Below are 20,729 nucleotides of genomic sequence, written 5' to 3' on the forward strand. Positions count from 1 at the left end.
TAAAATTAATTTCCCTTATTTTTACTACAAAATAGGAATTTACTGCAAGGTATTATTACTACAATGTAGTTTTATTTATGATCTCATGGGAACTGAAGCGATAACTTAGGTTTGTGTAAAAAGCTGAGAGATAGCACGAATGGGATATGTGGGAGTTAGTAAGCTGGAGTAAGGATTTGAAGCTCTGCTTGAGAGATAAAATCGCCAGCATTATTACCCAGGTCTGAGCGCGCTCACCCGCCTGCGGAGGAATCTGCCTCAGGCAACTTGAGTTTTAGTCTGTCTTGAACAAAACTTGATACAGGGTTTATTGGCTTGTGTAGTAGCATGCGTCGACTAGTTAAAGCAGACAAAGAGATATTTACCGGGTGGGGAATGCGCGCGGTGATTGGGGTTGTCTGGTTGTTGGTTAATGGCGCGCTATGGCAATTCACACATGCACAGGTAGTGCAACAAGCCGGGCAGCTACAAAGCCACCTGACGCAGTTAGACGTATCCTCTTCGGCGCAACAGGTTGGCGAGTTTTCTACCTTGATCCGCCACTACGGCTTTATTAGTGAAGACCAGGCCGCACCCGTTTGGCTGTGGGCGACTGAAAGTGTGACTTTCCAGTTTGCTGAGCAAACGCTGGCTCTGTCACCCGCTCCGATACTAGAAGACTGTTTACCCGTTGTTTTGTTTATGAACTTACTGATTCTGGGAGCGGGGTATCTGCTCTCCAGATGGATGGGGGGTCTCTCTCGCTCTGAATTGTCATCCTCTCAGGCTAGGGCCATTACCTCAGAATTAACACCTACCTCGATAACGAGAGCACAAGCTGTAGAAGAAAGTCGCAAAGTATCTGTGTTCGCAATGGTTAAGTGGCGTTTGGCCTTGCCTGACGATTTAGATCCACAAAACCACTTTAATGTCACACTGGCACGCTGTTTCTCTAAGTACGAGCGATGCTCTTGTAAGTACTTGTCATCAGGCGCTTTGGTGATGACGCTGGCACCGGTTGATAAAGTAGACGTGGATACTCTGGCCCGGCGGATCCACGAAGTAATCTATCAGGCTTTGCTGTCTTTTCGCCCTGATCTGTCACGCAGTGCAGTGAAGTGTGGGGTGTGTTTTTACGCTAAAGGAGCTGATCAGGCAATGGTTTATCAGGTTGTTCGTTCGGCACTGAGCATAGCGCAGAGCAATGTCTGGCAGCACGTTCATATTATGCCATTAAATCATACCTTGAGTACCAGTTTGCGCCGTGCAGAAAGTGAGATCATTGATGATATAAAAGCCGGGCGCTTCATGTTGTTCTTTCAGCCTTTATTTGGCTTTGCCCAACAAGATGTGATCCAAAGTGAAGCACTATTACGTGTACGTCATCGTTCACTAGGGCTCATGTCTGCCGGGCAGTTTATTCACAAAATTCATCAGGCAGATCACTTGATGATGCTGGATAAAACCATGGTTTGTCACGCATTAAAAGCGTTGTCTAAAGAGCCAGCAGGCTTTTCTGTTAGCGTGAATTTACATGTGCTTAATTGGAGTAATAGAGACTTTGTCGCGTGGTTAAGTGAGCAAGTGATAGTATCGGATCGGGCAAAGGACATTGCGTTTGAACTCACCTTACAAGATTTCTATCAATATGAAGCATATTGTGCCCAAGAGTTTGCTCGCTTGTCTGAGTTGGGGTGCCGGTTTGTTTTGGATCATGTGAATGCACCCGTGAAAATAGAGTCGCTGCGCGAGTTTGGCAATATAACGGCGCTCAAACTGGCTTTTGAGCTGATCCATGAAGTGCATCATTCAGCCAAGCGACGTAGTGTTGTGCGCCAGGTTGTGGCTCAGGCTAAATCGCTTGGTATACCGGTTTATGCGGTTGGTGTAGAAACCAAAGAGGAATTTGAGTGTATTACCAACCTGGGGGTTGATGGGGCTCAGGGCTATTATTTCAGTGCTCCTTTATTACAGCTCGAGCAGAGCTTGTAATGAACACAGTTTATGAGCAGCTGCGAGGTCAGATAAGCCCACGATAACGCAAGCCATCTAAGCCTTGTAATCCGCCACTGTGGATAGCAATGATCCGGCTGCCACGAGGAAAATATCCTTGTGCTACCAGCTGCCAAAGCGCAAACATTAATTTACCTGTGTATATGGGCTCCAGTGGCAATGCATGATCCCGACGCATACGTTGGCAAAACTGCCACAACGGTGCTGAAAACTTGCCATATCCACCTTCATGGTGATCGCAAAGCAGCTGCCAGTTGGTACGCCCGGAAGCTTGCGGATTTAACCTCTGGATGTCATCGCGTAAATATTGCGCCCCTTTTAGCACTGCTATTCCCAGTAACTGACAGTCAGGTGCCAGCCCTTCCAGCATGCCTGCCAACGTACCACCGCTACCCACGGCACAACACACATAATCGCTGTCAGGCAGGCTCTGCGCTAGCTCTTTACAACCGGCAAGGGCAAAGTGGTTGCTACCGCCTTCGGGAATGACAAAAGTGTCGGGAAATTGCTGTTCTAATTGTGCCAGATACTCAGGCTCGTTACGTAGCCGATACTCCTTTCGAGAGACCGCATGCAAGGTCATTCCACAGGCGCTTGCCATGCGAATTGTGGGATTGTTTAAGTCTAGCTGCGGACCACGGATCACGGCATGTCCCTGAATGTTAAATTGTTTGCAGGCCATTGCAGTGGCATACAGGTGATTTGAAAAGGGACCGGAAAAAGTAACCAGAGCTCGTTTGTTTTCCACAGCCATTGCTTTGAGGTTATATTTGAGCTTACGCCATTTGTTGCCCTGAATAGTTGGGTGAAGGAGATCGTCACGTTTGATGTGTAGCGAAACGCCTGCCGTGTCGAGTTCGGGTGCAGTGATCTGTTGTAACGGAGACTCAGGAAAATCAAGCTTGTCCATCTCTGGTTCAGTCTGTGTTATTTAGTGTCGGATAGCCGTTATTATTTCATGAAAATCTTAGTAGAACACTGGTAAGGAAGTGGCTAATAGTTGTAAACTCAGATATTAATTGTGCTAGGCTTGTGTTTTAGTTCTTAAGTACATAGCATTAAGCGCTAAATTATAAAAAATAACAAAGACCAAACAACTGCCGCTGTTGGGAATGGAATTTATGCAAATTGCTCCTTTATCTCTTTTTGTCTCTGCGACCCTTTTATCTTTAAGTGTGTCGGCGCAAGATACTGCAACTGTAACTGCCATTGAATCTGAGCGTACTGAAAAGCAAGCTGAATTAGATAACTATACTCAAGTACTCGATAAGCACTTGAGTGAAGAAACTCGCTTGCAGGCTCAGCTCGATCTATTGCGACAACGTTCTGCGGAGCTGGATAAAGAAAAGAACCAGGCGCTTGATGCAATGAATGATATTTATCGGCGCTTAATTGATGATCCTTCTCTGGATATATCAGCGGCACAGAGCAGGTATCAGCAGGCAGTTGCAGAGCATAAACAGAATAAAGAAGACATCGTAATGCAGTTGGCGGCGATTGCATCACACCGTAAAGATATTGAGCAAATTCGCGTTACCAAACACACCTTAGTTAACACCATAGCCAGTTTGAATGACCAGCTTAGCACTGCTCGAATTGAACGCCTGCGTAACGAGTTCAGTCGTGAAGGCACGTTAGAAGTGGACCATACAATTAATTGTAAGCGCACTGAAACGCTTGCTGCATGTGAACAACGTGGTCAGCAATTGGGTCTGCAAAAAGCGACTAAGCATTTTATTGATCAAATTTTTGCAAACCTGACGGAGCAACGAGTGGTTGAACCTAAGCGTCACCTGGCAGGTGCGCAGGTACAGGTTGTTAGCAGTCATGTGGTTGGCAGTGCGTTCAGTGGTCAGGGCAATTACAGTGTTAACCTGAGTGTGACCATGCGTGGTGATGTAAATAACAGTCGCCTGTGTAGCTTACTGAACTTGGATAACCGTTACTGCAGTGAATATGGTTCACCACTGGCGTTAGGGTATCAAGCCAATTATCCAACAACATACAGTGATGAACAGCTGACTTTTTCAAATGACTTATCTCAGAGCAAACCGGTGGTCAGCGTTGCGAGAATGCCCGCTTCTGCCGATATTACCACGGAGATAGCACCTCAGCCGCCAAAGAATCGTGATGTCGAATTGACTTTGCGTTCCAATGTGTATGACGACGAAGTCTTTATCAACGGTGTCAGTTATGGTTCGACCAAGCTGGTGGTCAATCTGCCAGCCGGTATGCATGACATCGAAGTACGCAAACTGGGCTATGAGCCTTACAAGGCCAATCTCAATTTGCGACGAGCCAGGACCTTAAACGCCCGGCTGGTAAAAAAGCCTGAGTCGATTGCTGCACCGACACCAAAAAGCGAGCAAACTCAGCCAGCACAACAAGTCGCCGCACCACAACCCGTTAAAGTGGTTAACCCAGACAGAATTGTTAATGAAACGGTGATCATTCCTGCTGGTAGCTTTAAAATGGGTGATCTGACAGGAAATGGTCTGGCAAATGAACGCCCAGTCGTAGAGAAGGTGCTAAGCCATTCTTATGTGATGCAAAGTAAGGAAGTCACCGTTTCCGAATTCCGTCGTTTTATCGATAGTTCTCAGTATGTTACTGAGGCTGAGAAGGGCAAGGGCTGTGCCCACTATAAAAATGGCGAGCCGGTCTGGGAAATAGATTACAACTGGAGAGCGCCAGGATACCAGCAAGCTGACGATTTCCCGGTTGTCTGTGTATCTTATGAAGATGCTAAAGCCTACGCCAATTGGCTGTCAGGTGATCAGGGCATGCAGTACCGTTTACCTAACGAAGTTGAATGGGAATATGCAGCTCGGGGTGATACTACCTCAGAGTACCCTTGGGGTAATGAAATTGGTCGCAATCAGGCAAACTGTGGCTGGTGTGGCAGTGAATGGTCAAATAAAAGCCCGGCACCCGTAGGTCAGTTTGCAGCAAACGCTTATGGGCTATATGACACAGTAGGTAATGTCTGGGAGTGGACGCAGAAGCGTGCGTCGCAAGATGATGTGACGGTACGTGGAGGTGCTTGGAACTTCGCACCGAGTCTCGCTCGGGTATCTACACGGTTGGCGCTGGCCCCCGACTTTCGGGCCAATTATATCGGATTTAGATTAGTAAGAGAGCGTTAAGGCAGTTTAGGCACGCCAATGAGGCGGCCTTATTCATGTCTTTGCGACTGTGTCTTTGACACACAGAGAAATATTTCAACGCAGTGGCGTAAGCCACTGTATGGTTTGCAAAAAGAATTCTTAAAGGTTACCCAGCCTCATGTTTAAAAAACTACGTGGACTATTTTCAAATGACCTGTCGATCGACTTAGGTACGGCAAATACCCTGATTTACGTGAAAGAAGAAGGGATCGTGTTGAACGAGCCTTCAGTTGTTGCGATCCGTCAGGAACGTGCGGGTGGACCGAAGAGCGTTGCTTCTGTGGGTACTGCCGCAAAGCAAATGCTGGGTCGTACGCCAGGTAATATCAAAGCCATTCGACCTATGAAAGATGGTGTCATCGCCGACTTCTATGTGACGGAAAAGATGCTGCAGCACTTCATCAAGCAAGTGCACAATAATAATTTTATGCGTCCGAGCCCTCGTGTGCTGATCTGTGTCCCATGTGGCGCAACGCAGGTTGAGAAACGTGCCATTCGTGAGTCTGCCATGGGTGCGGGAGCCAGAGAGGTTTACCTTATCGAAGAGCCAATGGCGGCGGCAATTGGCGCAGGCTTACCTGTTTCAGAAGCAACAGGTTCCATGGTAGTTGATATCGGTGGGGGAACCACAGAAGTAGCAATCATCTCACTGAATGGTGTGGTCTACTCATCGTCTGTTCGTATTGGTGGCGACAAGTTCGATGAAGCAATCATCAATTATGTGCGCCGTAACTTTGGTAGCCTGATTGGTGAGGCCACCGCCGAGCACATTAAGCATGAGATTGGCTCAGCCTTTAAGAGCGAAACGCCAGTTGAAATTGAAGTACGTGGTCGTAACTTAGCGGAAGGCGTGCCTCGCTCGTTTACACTGAACTCTCATGAAATTTTGGAAGCCTTACAAGAGCCGCTGATGGGAATTGTGAGTGCGGTAATGGTCGCTCTGGAGCAGTCTCCGCCTGAGCTGGCGTCGGATATCTCTGCGCATGGTATGGTGCTGACCGGTGGTGGCGCATTGCTCAAAGATCTGGACCGCCTACTTATGGAAGAAACCGGGATCCCAGTCGTGGTAGCTGAAGATCCTTTAACCTGCGTAGCTCGTGGTGGTGGTAAGGCCCTTGAAATGATAGATATGCACGGTGGTGACGTATTTAGTTACGACTGATGAACCTGCTTTTTGGACGTACTATTTCTTTGCAACTGCGACTTACGGTCGCAGTTGTGCTTAGCGTACTGCTGATCCTGGGGGATCGCTATACTTCGGGCGGTACCTTAGTGAGAACCAGCCTTAATACACTGGTAAGCCCGTTGCTTTATGTGGCGAATGTTCCCTATGAAGTTTTTAGCCTGGGTGCCAAAAGCCTGGATACCCGAGACCGGTTGTTTCAGGAAAACGAAGCACTACGTAAAAAACAGCTATTACAAAGCGAGCAACTTCAGCAGTATCAATTTCTGTTACGTGAAAATCAGCAGCTGCGTGCCTTACTCGGCGCATCTTCTCGACAGCAAAGAGAGCGCTTGATTGCGGAAGTTTTATCGGTACGATCGAGCCGATACAGCCATCAGGTTGTGGTCAACCGTGGCGCGATCGATGGCGTATTGGAAGGTCAGCCAGTGATTGATGAGATGGGGATTGTTGGACAGCTTACTCAGGTCGGCAGTACTACGTCCCGCGTATTGCTCATGACAGACACGACTCATGCTACCCCTGTACGGATCCTGCGCAATGACGTACGTACTGTGGTGGAAGGCACAGGAAAAATCAATCTGGTGCAACTACAGCATGTACCACACAGCCTGGATATTCGTTTGGGAGATATCCTGGTGACTTCTGGACTGGGTGGTACGTTTCCAGAAGGCTACCCAGTTGCCGTGGTGACCGAGATAGATCGCGACGAGGGACTCCCTTTTTCTAAAGTCTATGCAGAGCCTGTTGCACAGCTGGATCGTATTCGTTTGCTCGTGATTTTGGGTAAAATGGCTAAAGGGGAGCTGTGAGTATGAACCGAAGTTATGCCCTGGTAGCACTTAGCCTGTTTATTGCTTTAATTATGGCCCTGATGCCGTTGCCTATATCCTTTGAACCATTTAGGCCCGACTGGGTCTTACTGGTATTAATGTACTGGTCTATCGCCTTACCGCATCGTGTCAACATTGGTTGGGCATGGTGTACCGGGTTAGTTATGGATCTGGCAACGGGCTCTCCGTTGGGGGTGAATTCACTGACTTATTCTATTTGTTTGTATATCACGACCAGCAATTTTCAAAAGATTAGGAACTTCTCAATCTGGCAGCAGGCAGTGCTTATCGGTTTGTTTTTAGCTTTGTATCATTTACTGCAGTTTTGGCTGAATCACTTCCTGTTAGACATTTATTTCAACCCGAGATATTTATGGCCGGCCTTAATTGGCATGTTGTGCTGGCCTTGGGTTTTCCTGTTATTACGAAAGTATCGCAGGCATTTTAGGATCCGTTAATGACACCAACACTTTATTTGGCGTCAGCATCGCCACGCAGGCGCGAATTGTTGACTCAGCTCGGCTATTCTTTCTCGCAATTTTCTGTAGATGCAGACGAAAGTCAATTCCCCGGTGAGACACCTTTGGTTTATGTTGAACGTCTGGCGCGCTTGAAGGCCAGCAGTGGGGTTTCTATGGGCTATCAGGATGCGCCTGTACTGGGCAGTGATACCATTGTCGTTCTTGGGCAACAGGCACTGGGTAAGCCCAAGGATAAATATGACTTTATGACCATGATGCAGGCGTTGTCTGGTAAAACGCATCAAGTCATGACTGCAATTGCCGTTGCCGGTATAGATCGGGTTCTAAGCCGAACTGTGATAACAGATGTTACATTTAAACCCTTGAGTGAACAGGAAATTGAGCAATACTGGCAAAGTGGGGAACCGCAGGATAAAGCGGGAGGCTATGGCATTCAAGGGTTAGGAGGGCGTTTTGTTACTCAGTTATCAGGTAGCTATTTCGCCGTTGTCGGCTTACCTTTATACGAGACGGATGAACTGATTAAAGCATTTATGGCGGGTGTAGATGAGTAGTGAGTTATTGATCAATGTGACTCCCAGCGAAAGCCGGGTTGCACTCATTGAAAATGGTGTTTTACAAGAGGTGCAAGTAGAGCGAGTTGGTAATCTCGGTATTGTAGGTAATATCTATCTGGGTAAAATCAGCCGGGTTCTGCCTGGGATGCAAGCCGCTTTTGTCGACATAGGCCTTGAAAAAGCAGCTTTTTTGCATGCATCCGATATTGTTAACAGCGCCTCGATTGAAGAGGGGGTTGACGATCAACCAATTAAGAAAGTACAAGATATTCGTGAGCTGGTAAAACAGGGCCAGTTTATTATGGTGCAAGTGGTGAAAGATCCCATTGGCACTAAAGGTGCCCGCCTGACCACAGACATTACCATTCCGTCTCGTTACCTGGTGTTTATGCCGGATGCGACTCATGTGGGTGTCAGCCAGCGCATCGAAACTGAAGAAGAGCGCAGCCGGTTGAAAAAAATTGTCGCTCAATATAATGATGAAAATGGTGGTTTTATAGTTCGCACCGCGGCAGAAGGGGCGGCTGAAGCTGAGCTACAGCATGATGCTGAGTTTCTGAAGAAGCTGTGGCAAAAAATCATTAAACGGCGTAGAAAAACCAGCAAAGCCAGTATTCTCCATGAGGATCTGACACTTGCATTTCGCACACTCAGGGACTATGTGGGGGAAGATATGGAGCGTATTCGTGTCGACTCTAAACTGACCTACCAGCAGCTAAAAGACTTCACAGAAGAGTTTGTCCCTCAGTTGTCACAAACGCTCGAATACTATCCGGGAGAGCGTCCGATCTTTGACTTATTTGATGTTGAGATAGAAATTCAAAAAGCATTGCATCGTAAGGTGGAGTTGAAATCGGGAGGGTACCTGATCTTTGATCAAACGGAAGCCATGACTACGGTTGATGTGAACACAGGTGCGTTCGTTGGTCATCGTAATCTTGAAGAGACCATTTTTAATACTAACGTTGAGGCGACTTCAGCCATTGCCAGGCAGCTTAGGCTGCGTAACCTGGGTGGCATTATCATTATTGACTTCATCGATATGATCTCGGACGAGCACAAGCGTCGGGTTTTGCATTCACTGGAAACGGCATTGGCAAAAGATCGAGCTAAAGCCAACATCAATGGTTTGTCTGCGCTGGGTTTGGTTGAAATGACCCGAAAGCGCACGCGAGAAAGCCTTGAGCACATTCTGTGTGATGTATGTCCGGCCTGCTCAGGTCGTGGCTCACTCAAGACCGTCGAAACCGTTTGCTACGAAATTTTACGCGAAATTGTGCGTGTAAACCGTGCTTATGACGCCGATAAATTCATGGTCTACGCATCACCGGCAGTCAGCGAAGCCCTGGTCAATGACGAATATCACAATCTGGCAGAACTGGAATTGTTTATCGGTAAGCAAGTCAACATTCAGACTGAGAGCCTGTATAGCCAGGAGCAGTTTGATGTCGTCATGATGTAGTAGCATGATGCAAGTTAAGACGGTTTGTTTTTTTTGTGTGCGAAAGATGTGGCAGGTGTTTGCTGTCACATTGGTGCTGCTTGCCGTCCTGGTATCGGTGGTCAAATATAGTTTGCCTTACGCCAATGAGTATAAAAACGACATAGAGTCATTGCTCTATCAGCAACTCGGGGTCGAGTTAAATATTGGTAGCATCAGTGCCAGCTGGCAGGGTAACGGGCCTGCGTTGGTGTTACGTGATGTCAGTTTTGAAGACAACCTCCTCTCGCCTATTTCTTTACATATTGCACAAACCAGCCTGCAGCTCAATCTGGTTGAATCCGTTCGACAGTGGCGACTGGTTTCCAATTATTTTGTGCTTGATGGATTTGATGCCACGCTAGATATTGATGCGATGACGACCGGTATGGAGGGGGGCAGCGGAGAGTTCGAGCAACATGCGTTGATTGAAGAGCTCTTTCTGGGCGACACTGGGCACTTTGCGGTTCAGAATAGCCAGGTGACTTTACTGCTCAGTGATGACACTTCGCATACTTTACTGGTGCCAGATCTGATCTGGCAAAATAGTGCAGACATGCATCATGGAGAGGGGCAAATCTCGTTGCCCGGACTCGCTAAGGGGCAACTCAACGCGCGCTTTCGTTTCCATGGTCAGCAACTTAAAGCCATGGCGGGCGATATCTTTATCGACGCGCAACAGGTTGAAGTAATGAGTTGGCTACAGGCCTACCTTGACCCTCAATACGGCGAGGTCAACTCCAGTGTTAATATGCAGCTTTGGGCGCAGTTGGAGCAAGGGCAACTTAAAGATGTCTTAGTGGATTGGTTACCTAGCCATATTAGTTGGCAGCAGGAACAAGTCGACAAGCAACTGGCAGTGCAAGGTGGGTCTCTCTACTTGCAGCCAGCGCAAGGTGGGTGGGCGCTGAGCAGCTCCGAGTTACAGCTATCACGGGATAAGCAAAGCCTTGCGCCGTTAAGCATTCAGGGGCAATTTAGCGAGAATGAGCGCACTTTGTGGGGGCAGCAACTGGATCTGACTTTTGTTGCTCAGCTTGTGTCGCTGACACACTTTGACTGGGCAAAGCAAGTAAAAACACTTTCTCCATTTGGCCAGGTCACTGCGGCCAAACTGTCACTTGAAGACGATAAACCTATGTCGATGTGGTTGGCCCTGCAGGATATTGGCTGGTTGCAAGATGGTGGGATCCCTGGCTTTTCCGGATTGAATGCTGAACTGACACTGATGCCCGATCGTGGCGTGGTGACAATCAGTGCTCAGAATCAAACATTGCAGGTAGAAGAGCAGTTTATCGCTCCAATAACAGTCAACGAGCTCAATGGTGATATTCACTTTTACCTCGATGAGGCGCAGCAGTGGCACGTTTTATCGGATAACTTGTGGCTTAGTAACGATGATTTGAGCGTGGCTCTGGAGATGCACTTGCGTTTGCTAGAGGAGCCAGAGCTTGATCTCTATGCCGATGTGTTCGGTGGTGATGCCAGCATCGCAGGACGATATTTTCCGCTACAACTGATGAATGAAAACCTGGTCGACTATTTGAATAATGGGATCCAGGGAGGACGACTGAGGCATACTCAGGTGTTGCTGTCCGGACCGTTAAACCAATTTCCCTATCGCGACCATCAGGGTCGTTTTGAGGTGCTAGCGCGTATTGATAAAGCTAAATTCGCTTTTGCACCAGACTGGGCGGCTTTGCACGATGGTGATGTGACCTTGCACTTTGCGGATGAGCGGATGGATATCACCGTGAATCGAGGCACATTATTAAATCAGGAGTTGAGCACTGGGGTTGTTGTCAGTTTGGCTGATCTTGAACAAACGGATCTGCTGACAGTGAATATTGCCCATACCACAGAGGCCAGCACATTGGCCGCATTCTTTAGTGCAACCCCCATCGCAGACCCTCTTGCTGATATTCTTCAGGTTGCTCAGGTCCAGGGAAATGTAACGGGCAATGTTGACCTGCTAATTGATTTGGCTTCGCTGGATGTGAATGTATTGGGGTCCGTCGAATTTAATGATAATACACTCTATTTGCAGCAGCCGGGTATGGCACTCGATAAGTTGAGTGGTACGCTAAATTTCATTGATGACAATATTGAATTGGACAATACGCGCGCATTGTGGCGCGGTATGCCTTTGCTCTTTAGTTTATCCGGACAAGGAGACAGCAGTCGTTACCGTTTAGCAATTGAGACTAGACTGAATGCAGACAGTGGCAAGCTGATGCCGCTGACACAAGGTTTAATGGATGGGTTTGTCGATGGACAAGCGCTACTCGCTGGGCGTGTGATGCTCGATTTTACGGAGCAAGGATTCAGCTACGAAGCAAACTTTACATCAGACTTGCAGGGCGTCACAGTAGATTTACCCATGCCGGTTGGTAAGCTGGCCAATGAGCGTATGCAATTACAAGCGCAGGTGCGTGGCGATGATATTTCTAACCTAATCAGCGTGGCGCTGGGGGAACAACTCTATTTTGATGGTATTTTGGACAACAATAGTGGCCAGATTGAACGTGCTCAGCTGGTTCTTGCCAATGTTAATAGTGCATTAAGTAAACCCGGCTTTAATATCACAATTACCCAGCCTCAGCTTACTTTGGCACCCTGGTTGCCGTTTATTGAACGCATCATTGCGCAGGTTGAGCAAACGTCCGCTGAGCCGGGAATTTTACCCGCCTTTGGTGAGTTACGTGCCCAAATTGCGCAGTTGAATGCAGTTGAGCTTGCCGTCAGTGACTTCGAATTAAGCTTAACTCCAGATACTCAAGGGTTACAGGCTAGATTGAACGGTAAAGAGCTGCGTGCACAAGTACAGATCCCGAATAATAATTCGGCACAGCCTATTCAGATCCAGGCGGATTATCTGCGTTTGAACCCGATTGCAAGAGAAGAAAACGCTGTCATGGCTGAGGATACGCCCAAGGAGGGTGACACTGAAGATCCACATCAGTGGTTAGCAAGCATACCTGCCATTGAATTTAACTGTGATGACTGCAAAATTACTCAGTATCAGCTCGATAAGGTCAAGCTGGTATTAGCAGGCAATGGTGAAGAATTATTGATCAATCAGCTGAGCGTCGATAAGGGCGACCACTTGCTAACAGGCAGTGGTGGTTGGCGCGATGGTCGAACCTACTTTAACGGAACTCTTACCAGTGACGATTTTGGCCAGCTTATGGAAGAATTTGATATCACCTCTAGCGTTCAGGATTCCAGTGCGGATATTGAGTTTGCATTGAACTGGGCTGAACCTCCCTACGAGTTTGATGTTGCCAGTTTAGAGGGAGAAGTTAAATGGCAACTGGGCGAGGGGCATTTGGCGGAGATAAGTGATCATGGTGCACGAGTGTTTTCTCTACTCAGTCTGGATTCACTGGTGCGCAAGCTCAAGCTAGACTTTCGTGACGTGTTTGCTAAAGGGTTTTTCTACAACCGAATTGATGGGACTTTCCAACTGAGTAAAGGGGTTGTCTATACTGAAGACACTCAATTGGATGGGGTGCCTGCTGATCTGTCAGCCAAGGGCTATGCCGATCTCAATAGCCAGGCCATTGATTATGAGTTGGCCGTGGCCCCTCAGGTTACGTCGAGTTTACCCGTTATTGTTGGTTGGATGGTCAACCCTGTGACGGGCCTTGCCGCGTTAGCAATTGACAAGGTGATCCACTCTGCGCGAGTGATTTCAGAGATCAAATTCAAAGTGACAGGTACTATGACAGAACCTGTTGTCACGGAACTGGACCGTAAGAGCCGGGAAGTTGAATTACCTAAACCTCCGAGTGCCAAACCTGACAACCCTGAGGGACCAGCACAGTCTCAACAAGAAGGGGAACAAACTGAGCAACTAGGAAAACAGAGTACACCGGAAGTCGGTTCTGGCGCAGCAGTCAAAACAGCAACTGAGCCTTCAACGGTTAAAGAGGAAAAGCCGTGAGTATCAGTCATATCTATACAGTACAAATGTGCTCAGGGACACACCCTGCGCACAACCTGAAGCAGTTGCGGGAACTACTTGAGACACAGACCTTAATGCAGCCTGCGCTGGTGTGTTTGCCCGAATCATGGTTGGCGTTTTGTGAAACGCCACAACAGACGCTGGTACAAGCTGAGGAAAGTCTCAATTGGATCGGACAAATTCAACAGCTTTGTCGGGACTTTGATATTTGGTTAGCTGCCGGCACTATTGCTATTAAAGATGGTGAAGGTCGCTACTATGCTGCCAGCTTGCTGTTTAACAATGAAGGGAAGGAAGTTGCACGCTATAATAAGATCCATCTGTTTGATGCAGATGTTGCAGATAATGCGGGTCAATATCGGGAATCTACTCTGACCCGCGCTGGCGAACACGTAACCACAGTGGCAAGCCCTTTTGGCCGTTTGGGATTAAGTGTCTGCTATGACGTGCGTTTTCCCGGTCTTTATCAAGTGATGCGTGAACAAGGGGCTGAGGTAATACTGGTACCCAGTGCATTCACAACGGTAACTGGAGACGCGCACTGGCATACTTTGTTACGGGCGCGGGCAATAGAAACACAATGTTATGTGGTGGCTGCGGCTCAGGTGGGACATCACGAGAATGGTCGACAAACCTATGGCCATAGCCTGATTGTGTCTCCCTGGGGTACCTGTTTGGCTGAAGCGTCAACCCAAGTGGGCATTATTCACGCACAAGTTGACCTGGCAGAACTGCATGCCATCCGACAGAAAATGCCGGTAGCGGCACATAACCGATTTAAGAGCGATTTTTATGAGTAATTTTGGTAGCGAGCACGTTGAACAACATTTACTGGCTGACAGTGACTTAACTCGGGAGCAGCTGCAGCAGACGCTGGCATATATTCATCAGCATAAGGTGGATTATGCTGACCTGTATTTTCAGTCTAGCTATCATGAAACCTGGGTGCTGGAAGATGGCTCCATCAAAGAGGGCAGTTACAATATAGAACGCGGTGTTGGAGTGCGTGCAGTTAGTGGTGAAAAAACCGGTTTTAGTTACTCTGATGCCATTAATATCGAAGCATTGAATCAGGCAGCAATGGCGGCCAGAAGCATTGCACAGCAAGGTGAAGACAAACAGGTGCAGGTGTTCAGTGATGTCAAAGCTGCGACCCAATTTGAGGCAACTCAGCCGCTGCTGAGTATGAGTGACTCTGAAAAAGTCGCTTTGTTACGTGAAGTAGAAGCTGCTATCCGTGAATTGGCCCCTGAGGCTGAGCAGGTGGTTAGCTCAATGTCTGCCGTCTACGAGGAAGTGTTGGTTGCAGCCAGTGATGGCACCTTTGCAACGGATATACGCCCTCTGGTTCGTTTAAACTGCTCTGTATTACTGGCTAAAAATGGTCGTCGTGAACGGGGCAGTGCGGGCGGCGGCGCGCGTCTGGACTACAACTATTTCCGCGAGTTGGTTGATGGTAAACCGCGGTGGCAAGAGTATGTCTCGAAAGCAGTTCACCAGGCTCGGATTAACCTGGAGGCGGTTGATGCACCAGCAGGTACTATGCCTGTGGTATTAGGTGCTGGCTGGCCAGGTGTTCTATTGCATGAAGCTGTTGGTCATGGCCTTGAAGGCGACTTTAACCGCAAAGGGGCGTCCGCATTTAGCGGCCGTGTAGGCGAGCAAGTCGCTTCCAGCCTGTGCACAGTGGTAGACGATGGTACGATGAATGATCGGCGAGGTTCATTGAACATTGACGATGAAGGGACACCGGCCGGTTATAACGTCTTGATCGAAAAGGGCGTGCTGAAAGGTTATATGCAGGATAAGCTCAATGCCAGGTTGATGGGGGTGGCGCCGACTGGTAATGCCAGACGTGAATCTTACGCGCATTTGCCAATGCCAAGAATGACCAACACCTACATGCTGCCAGGAGAACATAGTCAAAGTGAGATTATAGCGTCGGTCAAGAAGGGGATCTTCGCCCCTAACTTCGGCGGTGGTCAGGTAGACATTACATCTGGTAAGTTCGTGTTTTCCGCGTCGGAGGCCTATTTGATCGAAGACGGTAAAGTAACGCGGCCGATTAAAGGTGCCACGCTAATTGGTAATGGTCCGGATGTAATGCAAAAAATTTCTATGCTAGGTAATGATCTGGAGTTAGATACGGGTGTTGGTGTCTGCGGTAAAAGCGGCCAGAGTGTGCCTGTTGGAGTGGGTCAGCCCAGTCTGAAAATCGACGAACTCACCGTCGGTGGTACCGCCTAAGAAAATCACCCGCAGTATAACAATGTGCGTAACACTGCGGGTACACATCGCCATTGTTATGGCAAAATCAATTCTTTAAGCAACTGAAACAGCTCTTTGTAGCCTTTCCCCGGTTTTTCCGCCTGTTGTTCTTTTTTCGCTTGACGTACCAACTGTCTCAGTTTTTGACGCTCCAACGTTGGATGTTCATCAAGCAGGGCGTTGATCTTGTCGTCGCCTTTGGCGATCAGTTCGTCTCTGAGCTTTTCGACCTGATTGAGTAATACATCGGCCTGGTTGTTCCTGTTTAATATCAGGTCCAGGCTTTGTTGTAATTCATCTACATTGCTGGTGGTACGCAATTGTTTAGCGATGAAGTTCAGATGGCGGCGGTAAGCGTCATGTTTACCACGCAGCTTATCGGCTAGATCCATAGCTGCAACCAGTTCAGGGTTGAGTGGGATCTTTTCTCTTTGTTTCTTACCTAACTGCGCGATATCAACACCTAGCTGATGGTACTGTTGTGCATCGCGTTTTAGCTCGCTTTTCGAGACATAAATGATCTCTTCTTCTGGCTCTTGAGTCGGTTTTTTGGCCATGGTGTCGCACTTACTTAAGTTATCAATGAACAGATTATACCAGAAGTAAGAAAAGCAGTAACGTTTGCAATAGCAACTGCATGTTGTGTACGCATAATGCATTATGCACGTAAGGCCACCAGAATCTTTGAGCGAGTCACAGCGTAATGGCGCCGGCTGTGTTAGGATTAAGGGAGAACTATGATTTGTGGAAGAAAAACATGAGCCAGCAGCAAGATCCCATTTGGACGCAGATTGATGAAGTAAAACAGGCAGTGTCCGATGTCCTTGACTACGCAAAGCAACTCGGCGCGACCTCCGCTGAGGCGTCGATGAGCCGGACTTCGGGTTTGTCTGTCAGCACTCGTATGGGTGAAGTTGAAACGATAGAATTTAATCAAGATGGCGGACTGGGGCTGAGCGTGTATGTGGGTCAGCACAAAGGCTCGGCATCGACTGCCGATTTGGGTCCTAACGCCTTGCGTTCTGTGGTGGAAAAAGCGGTCGAAATCGCTAAGTTTACCTCTGACGACCCGTGTAATGGTGTGGCCGATGCGGATCTAATGCCAACAAAAGTGCCTGAATTGGATTTGTTTCACCCCTGGACTCTGACCCCTGAAGAAGGCGTAAAGCGATGCCTTGAAGCAGAGCAGGCTGCATTGAATTTCGATCCTCGTATTGTCAACTCTGATGGTGCCAGTGTGGCCAGTCATCAGGGCTTGCGCGTCTATGGTAATAGCCACGGATTTTTGGCTGGTTTCCCGCGTACCCGACATACTTTAAGTACTATGGTGATAGGTGAAGAAAATGGCGTTATGCAACGCGACAACGCCTACTCAATTTCACGTTTGCATACACAACTGCGAGATGCCAAAGCCGTGGGGGTGGAAGCGGCTGAGTCAACACTGGCCAAGCTAAATAGCCGCAAACTGGCTACCATGCGGGTGCCTGTGGTGTTTCGTGCGGACATTGCTAACAGCCTGTTTGGTCATTTGGTATCGGCAATTGGTGGTGGCGCTTTATATCGTAAGTCGAGTTTCTTGTTGGATAGTTTGGGAGCTGAGGTGTTTGACCCCTGTGTTTCCATCAAGGAACAACCACACATGTTACAGGCTTTAGCGTCTAGCCCGTTTGATGCTGAAGGTGTCAAAACAACAGCACGTGATATTATCAGTGGTGGTGTGCTGGAAACATATCTGTTACCCAGCTATGCCGCTAGACGCTTAGGTATGCGCAGCACAGGCCATGCCGGCGGGATACACAACTGGTTGGTACAAGCAACGGAACCTGATCTGGCGGCTTTGCTACGCACAATGGGGCGCGGTTTGTTAGTGACAGAGCTGATGGGGCAGGGCGTAAACACGGTCACAGGCGATTATTCGCGTGGTGCAGCGGGTTTTTGGGTAGAAAATGGAGAGATCCAATATCCGGTTAGTGAGATCACCATTGCCGGTAATCTTAAAGACATGTTCAAGTCTGTCAAAGCCATTGGCGGAGACATTGAAACCCGAGGTGCAGTACAAACTGGCTCAGTGCTAATTGAAAGCATGCAAATTGCTGGTCAGTAACATTCATACCAGAGCTCTGGCTGCTTAAACCAGCAGCCAGGTTGCGGTGCCCAGGAAGGCGAAAATACCTACAATGTCGGTCACTGTAGTGAGCACCACGCTGCCTGCCAGAGCAGGATCTATGTTCATCCTCTTCAGGATCAAGGGTATGCTGGCACCGGCAATACCTGCGGCGACCAGGTTCATAAACATTGCAAAAGCGATCACACCACCTAGTACAAAATCCCATTGCCACAGTGCAATTACACCTGCAATGAGCAGTGACCAGAGCAATCCATTCAAGGCGCCAATGGCAAGCTCTTTACCTAGTAAAAAGCGCTGGTTAGTGGCGTTCACGTGCCCAAGTGCAATACCACGAATAACCAGGGTAAGAGTTTGACTACCGGCAACCCCACCCATACTTGGAACTATGCCATTTAAGACAGCCAGGATTGGCAAAATATCTAGGGTGCCTTCAAAAAAGCTGGCAACAAAAGCGGCCATCAGCGCTGTAAGCAAGTTGATCCCTAGCCAGATTGAACGGCGCCGGCTACTTTTCCAGACTGGTGCAAAGGTATCTTCCTCATCGTCAAGGCCCGCCATACTCATCAGGCTATGTTCAGCATCTTCACGAATAACATCAACGATATCATCAATGGTGATACGCCCCAACAAGTGTGCGTTATCGTCGACTACCGGGGCAGAGATCCAGTTGTGACGTTCGAACAGCTGAGCTACGTCACTTTCATCCATGGAAATAGGGATAGTCTCACGCTCATCGTTCATGAGTTCCTTGACGAGCTTATCTGGCTGACTGGTGAGTAACACACTGATAGACAGGGAACCCAAAAAGCAATTGTCTTTGTCAACAACGTACAGATCATCAGTACCAGCAGGGAGGTCACCTTTAAGGCGCAAGTAACGCAAGACAACGTCCAATGACACATCCGGGCGAATAGTCACCGTATCTGTGTTCATCAGGGCGCCGGCGGAGTGCTCCACATAAGAAAGTGCCTGTGTTGCGCGAGCTCTGTCTTGCGAGTCCATAGCGCCGATAACATCCTGATAAACAGGATCAGGCAGGCTTCTCAGGACTTCACCAAGATCGTCATCGTCCATGTCCTCGGTTGCCGCAGCAATGAGCTCAGGTTCCATCTTGGCGATGATGCTGAGTCGTACGTCTTCTGACAGTTCTTCTAATACGTCACCCTGAATATCCGGGTCAACCAACTGCCAAAGTAGGGTTCTGACTTTATGCGGAGAGGACTCCAGGAGTAATGCGGTGTCGCAGGGCGGAATTTCGGCTAATGTGCGCCTGACTTGAACAAACTGACCACTGTTGAGGGCATTGGTAACTTGCTGTAATAGCTCCAGTGTGTAGTCTTGTTCAAAAACTTCAGGCATAGGCGTCCCAGATTGGATAGTCGACAATTAAGCTTGTCATGAATGTAAAGCGCATTGATTATAGGCTTATGATAATTATAGCTGTTTTAATATCAATTAGTATAACTAAAAAAGCAGTATAAAGTGGTGCTGATGGTTGCTAAGTCACAGGTGGTGCCTGTAGTAAGCTGGGGGAGAGGGTTATTCGGACTCGTTAAATTTATCGTCGATCAGGTTTCCAATTGCTCTCAAAGCTTGTTCGGCATCTGGCCCTTCACACACGACCTTGATTTCTTTACCCTGACTACTTTCTAGCAATAGCAGCGCTAATACGCTGTCTCCTTCAGCCTCTTTTTCTCCCTGAAAGAGCATGATATTGGCGTCGAATTGAGCAGAAAGCTCTGCCAAAACACTGGCTGCACGGGCGTGCAGGCCAAGTTTGTTTTGGATTAAAAAGGTATCTTCAAAGCGTTGTGTCATTTTTCTTGTTCGCGATGATGGATCTTTACATTGCTATGTGTTCGTGCAAAGCGCTCACCTAACGTTTGAGCCAGATAAACAGAGCGGTGTTGACCACCAGTACAGCCAATTGAAATGGTCAGGTAGCTGCGGTTATTGCGCTCCAGATGCGGTAACCAGGTTTGCACAAAGGTTTGTATTTGCCAGGTAAACTTTTGCACCAGACTGTGACTGGCCAAATAATCAATAACGGGTTTGTCTAGTCCAGTCAAAGGCTTAAGTTCAGGTTCCCAGTGAGGGTTAGGTAGAAAACGAGCATCAAATACGTAATCAGCTTCTTTTGGAATACCATGTTTAAAGCCAAAAGATTCAAAGGTGATAATTAATTGTTTGTCTTTTTTACCCAGGATTTTTTCCCGGATCCGCTCTGCCAACTGGTGAATGCTCATATCTGTGGTATCAATGGTAATGTTGGCGCGACGGATAAGCGGGTCAAGCAGCTCTTTTTCTTTTTTTATTGCTTTGTCCAGTGACAGATCCGCCAGTGATAGCGGGTGTAGGCGACGTGTTTCAGAAAAGCGACGGATCAGGATTTGGTCTTCACTGTCCAGATAAAAAATATTAGGTTCCGCAAATCCGGGTAAATATTCCAAAATGTCGTCGAGTTCTTGCTGATCTTTTGGCAGGTTACGTACGTCCACGCTTACGGCAATTTTATCATAGCTGTCTGACACACTGCGCACTAAAGCGGGCAGCAGGTTGACAGGGATATTATCGGCGCAGTAGTAACCCAAGTCCTCCAGTACGCGAAGGGCGACCGACTTTCCCGAGCCAGAACGACCACTGACAATAATTAGCTGCACAAACACTCTCCG

General features: G+C 48.1%; 16 protein-coding genes. 11 read left to right on the forward strand and 5 right to left on the reverse strand.

Annotation, left to right across the window (positions count from 1 at the left end; genetic code table 11):
- Positions 1-327 precede the first annotated feature (327 nt).
- Complete coding sequence (locus tag ELR70_RS06765; protein ID WP_082353122.1) at positions 328-1,971, forward strand: EAL domain-containing protein; 1,644 nt, start codon at positions 328-330, stop codon at positions 1,969-1,971.
- 28 nt (positions 1,972-1,999) lie between these two features.
- On the opposite strand, the gene ELR70_RS06770 is transcribed toward ELR70_RS06765, so the two are convergent.
- Positions 2,000-2,902 carry a pyridoxal-phosphate dependent enzyme gene (locus tag ELR70_RS06770; protein WP_054014267.1) on the reverse strand — a complete coding sequence of 301 codons (903 nt, stop codon included), beginning with the start codon at positions 2,900-2,902 and terminating at the stop codon, positions 2,000-2,002.
- A gap of 211 nt (positions 2,903-3,113) precedes the next feature.
- Here ELR70_RS06770 and ELR70_RS06775 point away from each other — a divergent pair, with 211 nt between their 5' ends.
- The 9 genes from ELR70_RS06775 to tldD all read left to right on the forward strand — a co-directional run bounded on the left by ELR70_RS06775 (position 3,114) and on the right by tldD (position 15,908).
- Positions 3,114-5,138, forward strand: a complete 2,025-nt coding sequence (locus ELR70_RS06775; protein WP_054014268.1) for a formylglycine-generating enzyme family protein — start codon at positions 3,114-3,116, stop codon at positions 5,136-5,138.
- A gap of 139 nt (positions 5,139-5,277) precedes the next feature.
- Entirely contained in the window at positions 5,278-6,321 is a 1,044-nt protein-coding gene (locus ELR70_RS06780; protein WP_054014269.1) for a rod shape-determining protein, read from the forward strand.
- Positions 6,321-7,154: a rod shape-determining protein MreC gene (mreC, locus tag ELR70_RS06785; protein ID WP_054014270.1), complete on the forward strand. Its 834-nt coding sequence runs from the start codon at positions 6,321-6,323 to the stop codon at positions 7,152-7,154. The genes ELR70_RS06780 and mreC overlap by 1 nt, the downstream gene beginning before the upstream one ends.
- Positions 7,155-7,156: 2 nt before the next feature.
- Entirely contained in the window at positions 7,157-7,633 is a 477-nt protein-coding gene (gene mreD / locus ELR70_RS06790) for a rod shape-determining protein MreD (RefSeq protein WP_054014271.1), read from the forward strand.
- A complete protein-coding gene (locus ELR70_RS06795; protein WP_054014272.1) occupies positions 7,633-8,211 on the forward strand; it encodes a Maf family protein in 579 nt (192 codons plus the stop codon). Before mreD ends, ELR70_RS06795 begins: the two co-directional genes overlap by 1 nt.
- On the forward strand, positions 8,204-9,676 hold the full coding sequence (gene rng, locus ELR70_RS06800; protein ID WP_054014273.1) for a ribonuclease G: 1,473 nt from the start codon (positions 8,204-8,206) through the stop codon (positions 9,674-9,676). Before ELR70_RS06795 ends, rng begins: the two co-directional genes overlap by 8 nt.
- A 46-nt stretch (positions 9,677-9,722) precedes the next feature.
- Complete coding sequence (locus tag ELR70_RS06805) at positions 9,723-13,640, forward strand: YhdP family protein (RefSeq protein ID WP_160317355.1); 3,918 nt, start codon at positions 9,723-9,725, stop codon at positions 13,638-13,640.
- A complete protein-coding gene (locus ELR70_RS06810) occupies positions 13,637-14,461 on the forward strand; it encodes a carbon-nitrogen hydrolase family protein (protein ID WP_235577061.1) in 825 nt (274 codons plus the stop codon). The genes ELR70_RS06805 and ELR70_RS06810 overlap by 4 nt, the downstream gene beginning before the upstream one ends.
- A complete protein-coding gene (tldD, locus tag ELR70_RS06815) occupies positions 14,454-15,908 on the forward strand; it encodes a metalloprotease TldD (protein ID WP_054014275.1) in 1,455 nt (484 codons plus the stop codon). The genes ELR70_RS06810 and tldD overlap by 8 nt, the downstream gene beginning before the upstream one ends.
- Before the next feature lie 56 nt (positions 15,909-15,964).
- On the opposite strand, the gene yjgA is transcribed toward tldD, so the two are convergent.
- The gene (yjgA, locus tag ELR70_RS06820) at positions 15,965-16,486 is read right to left on the reverse strand and encodes a ribosome biogenesis factor YjgA (RefSeq protein WP_054014276.1); all 522 of its coding nucleotides are present in this window, start codon (positions 16,484-16,486) and stop codon (positions 15,965-15,967) included.
- Between the two features lie 200 nt (positions 16,487-16,686).
- Here yjgA and pmbA point away from each other — a divergent pair, with 200 nt between their 5' ends.
- On the forward strand, positions 16,687-18,033 hold the full coding sequence (pmbA, locus tag ELR70_RS06825; RefSeq protein ID WP_054014277.1) for a metalloprotease PmbA: 1,347 nt from the start codon (positions 16,687-16,689) through the stop codon (positions 18,031-18,033).
- Between the two features lie 24 nt (positions 18,034-18,057).
- On the opposite strand, the gene mgtE is transcribed toward pmbA, so the two are convergent.
- The 3 genes from mgtE to rapZ form a co-directional block, all read right to left on the reverse strand.
- Positions 18,058-19,416 carry a magnesium transporter gene (gene mgtE, locus ELR70_RS06830; protein WP_054014278.1) on the reverse strand — a complete coding sequence of 453 codons (1,359 nt, stop codon included), beginning with the start codon at positions 19,414-19,416 and terminating at the stop codon, positions 18,058-18,060.
- A 180-nt stretch (positions 19,417-19,596) separates the two neighbouring features.
- Complete coding sequence (locus tag ELR70_RS06835; RefSeq protein WP_054014279.1) at positions 19,597-19,875, reverse strand: HPr family phosphocarrier protein; 279 nt, start codon at positions 19,873-19,875, stop codon at positions 19,597-19,599.
- On the reverse strand, positions 19,872-20,717 hold the full coding sequence (rapZ, locus tag ELR70_RS06840) for an RNase adapter RapZ (RefSeq protein WP_046005315.1): 846 nt from the start codon (positions 20,715-20,717) through the stop codon (positions 19,872-19,874). Before rapZ ends, ELR70_RS06835 begins: the two co-directional genes overlap by 4 nt.
- Positions 20,718-20,729 lie beyond the last annotated feature (12 nt).

This window comes from Pseudoalteromonas sp. R3, from assembly GCF_004014715.1.
In the GTDB taxonomy this organism is placed as follows: Bacteria; Pseudomonadota; Gammaproteobacteria; order Enterobacterales; family Alteromonadaceae; genus Pseudoalteromonas.

What these genes read in the sequence shown, in the direction of transcription:
- ELR70_RS06765 (WP_082353122.1), top strand. Translation starts at nt 328, where the DNA reads ATGCGTCGACTAGTTAAAGCAGACAAAGAGATATTTACCGGGTGGGGA.
- ELR70_RS06770 (WP_054014267.1), bottom strand. Translation starts at nt 2,902, where the DNA reads ATGGACAAGCTTGATTTTCCTGAGTCTCCGTTACAACAGATCACTGCA.
- ELR70_RS06775 (WP_054014268.1), top strand. Translation starts at nt 3,114, where the DNA reads ATGCAAATTGCTCCTTTATCTCTTTTTGTCTCTGCGACCCTTTTATCT.
- ELR70_RS06780 (WP_054014269.1), top strand. Translation starts at nt 5,278, where the DNA reads ATGTTTAAAAAACTACGTGGACTATTTTCAAATGACCTGTCGATCGAC.
- mreC (WP_054014270.1), top strand. Translation starts at nt 6,321, where the DNA reads ATGAACCTGCTTTTTGGACGTACTATTTCTTTGCAACTGCGACTTACG.
- mreD (WP_054014271.1), top strand. Translation starts at nt 7,157, where the DNA reads ATGAACCGAAGTTATGCCCTGGTAGCACTTAGCCTGTTTATTGCTTTA.
- ELR70_RS06795 (WP_054014272.1), top strand. Translation starts at nt 7,633, where the DNA reads ATGACACCAACACTTTATTTGGCGTCAGCATCGCCACGCAGGCGCGAA.
- rng (WP_054014273.1), top strand. Translation starts at nt 8,204, where the DNA reads ATGAGTAGTGAGTTATTGATCAATGTGACTCCCAGCGAAAGCCGGGTT.
- ELR70_RS06805 (WP_160317355.1), top strand. Translation starts at nt 9,723, where the DNA reads ATGTGGCAGGTGTTTGCTGTCACATTGGTGCTGCTTGCCGTCCTGGTA.
- tldD (WP_054014275.1), top strand. Translation starts at nt 14,454, where the DNA reads ATGAGTAATTTTGGTAGCGAGCACGTTGAACAACATTTACTGGCTGAC.
- yjgA (WP_054014276.1), bottom strand. Translation starts at nt 16,486, where the DNA reads ATGGCCAAAAAACCGACTCAAGAGCCAGAAGAAGAGATCATTTATGTC.
- pmbA (WP_054014277.1), top strand. Translation starts at nt 16,687, where the DNA reads ATGAGCCAGCAGCAAGATCCCATTTGGACGCAGATTGATGAAGTAAAA.
- mgtE (WP_054014278.1), bottom strand. Translation starts at nt 19,416, where the DNA reads ATGCCTGAAGTTTTTGAACAAGACTACACACTGGAGCTATTACAGCAA.
- ELR70_RS06835 (WP_054014279.1), bottom strand. Translation starts at nt 19,875, where the DNA reads ATGACACAACGCTTTGAAGATACCTTTTTAATCCAAAACAAACTTGGC.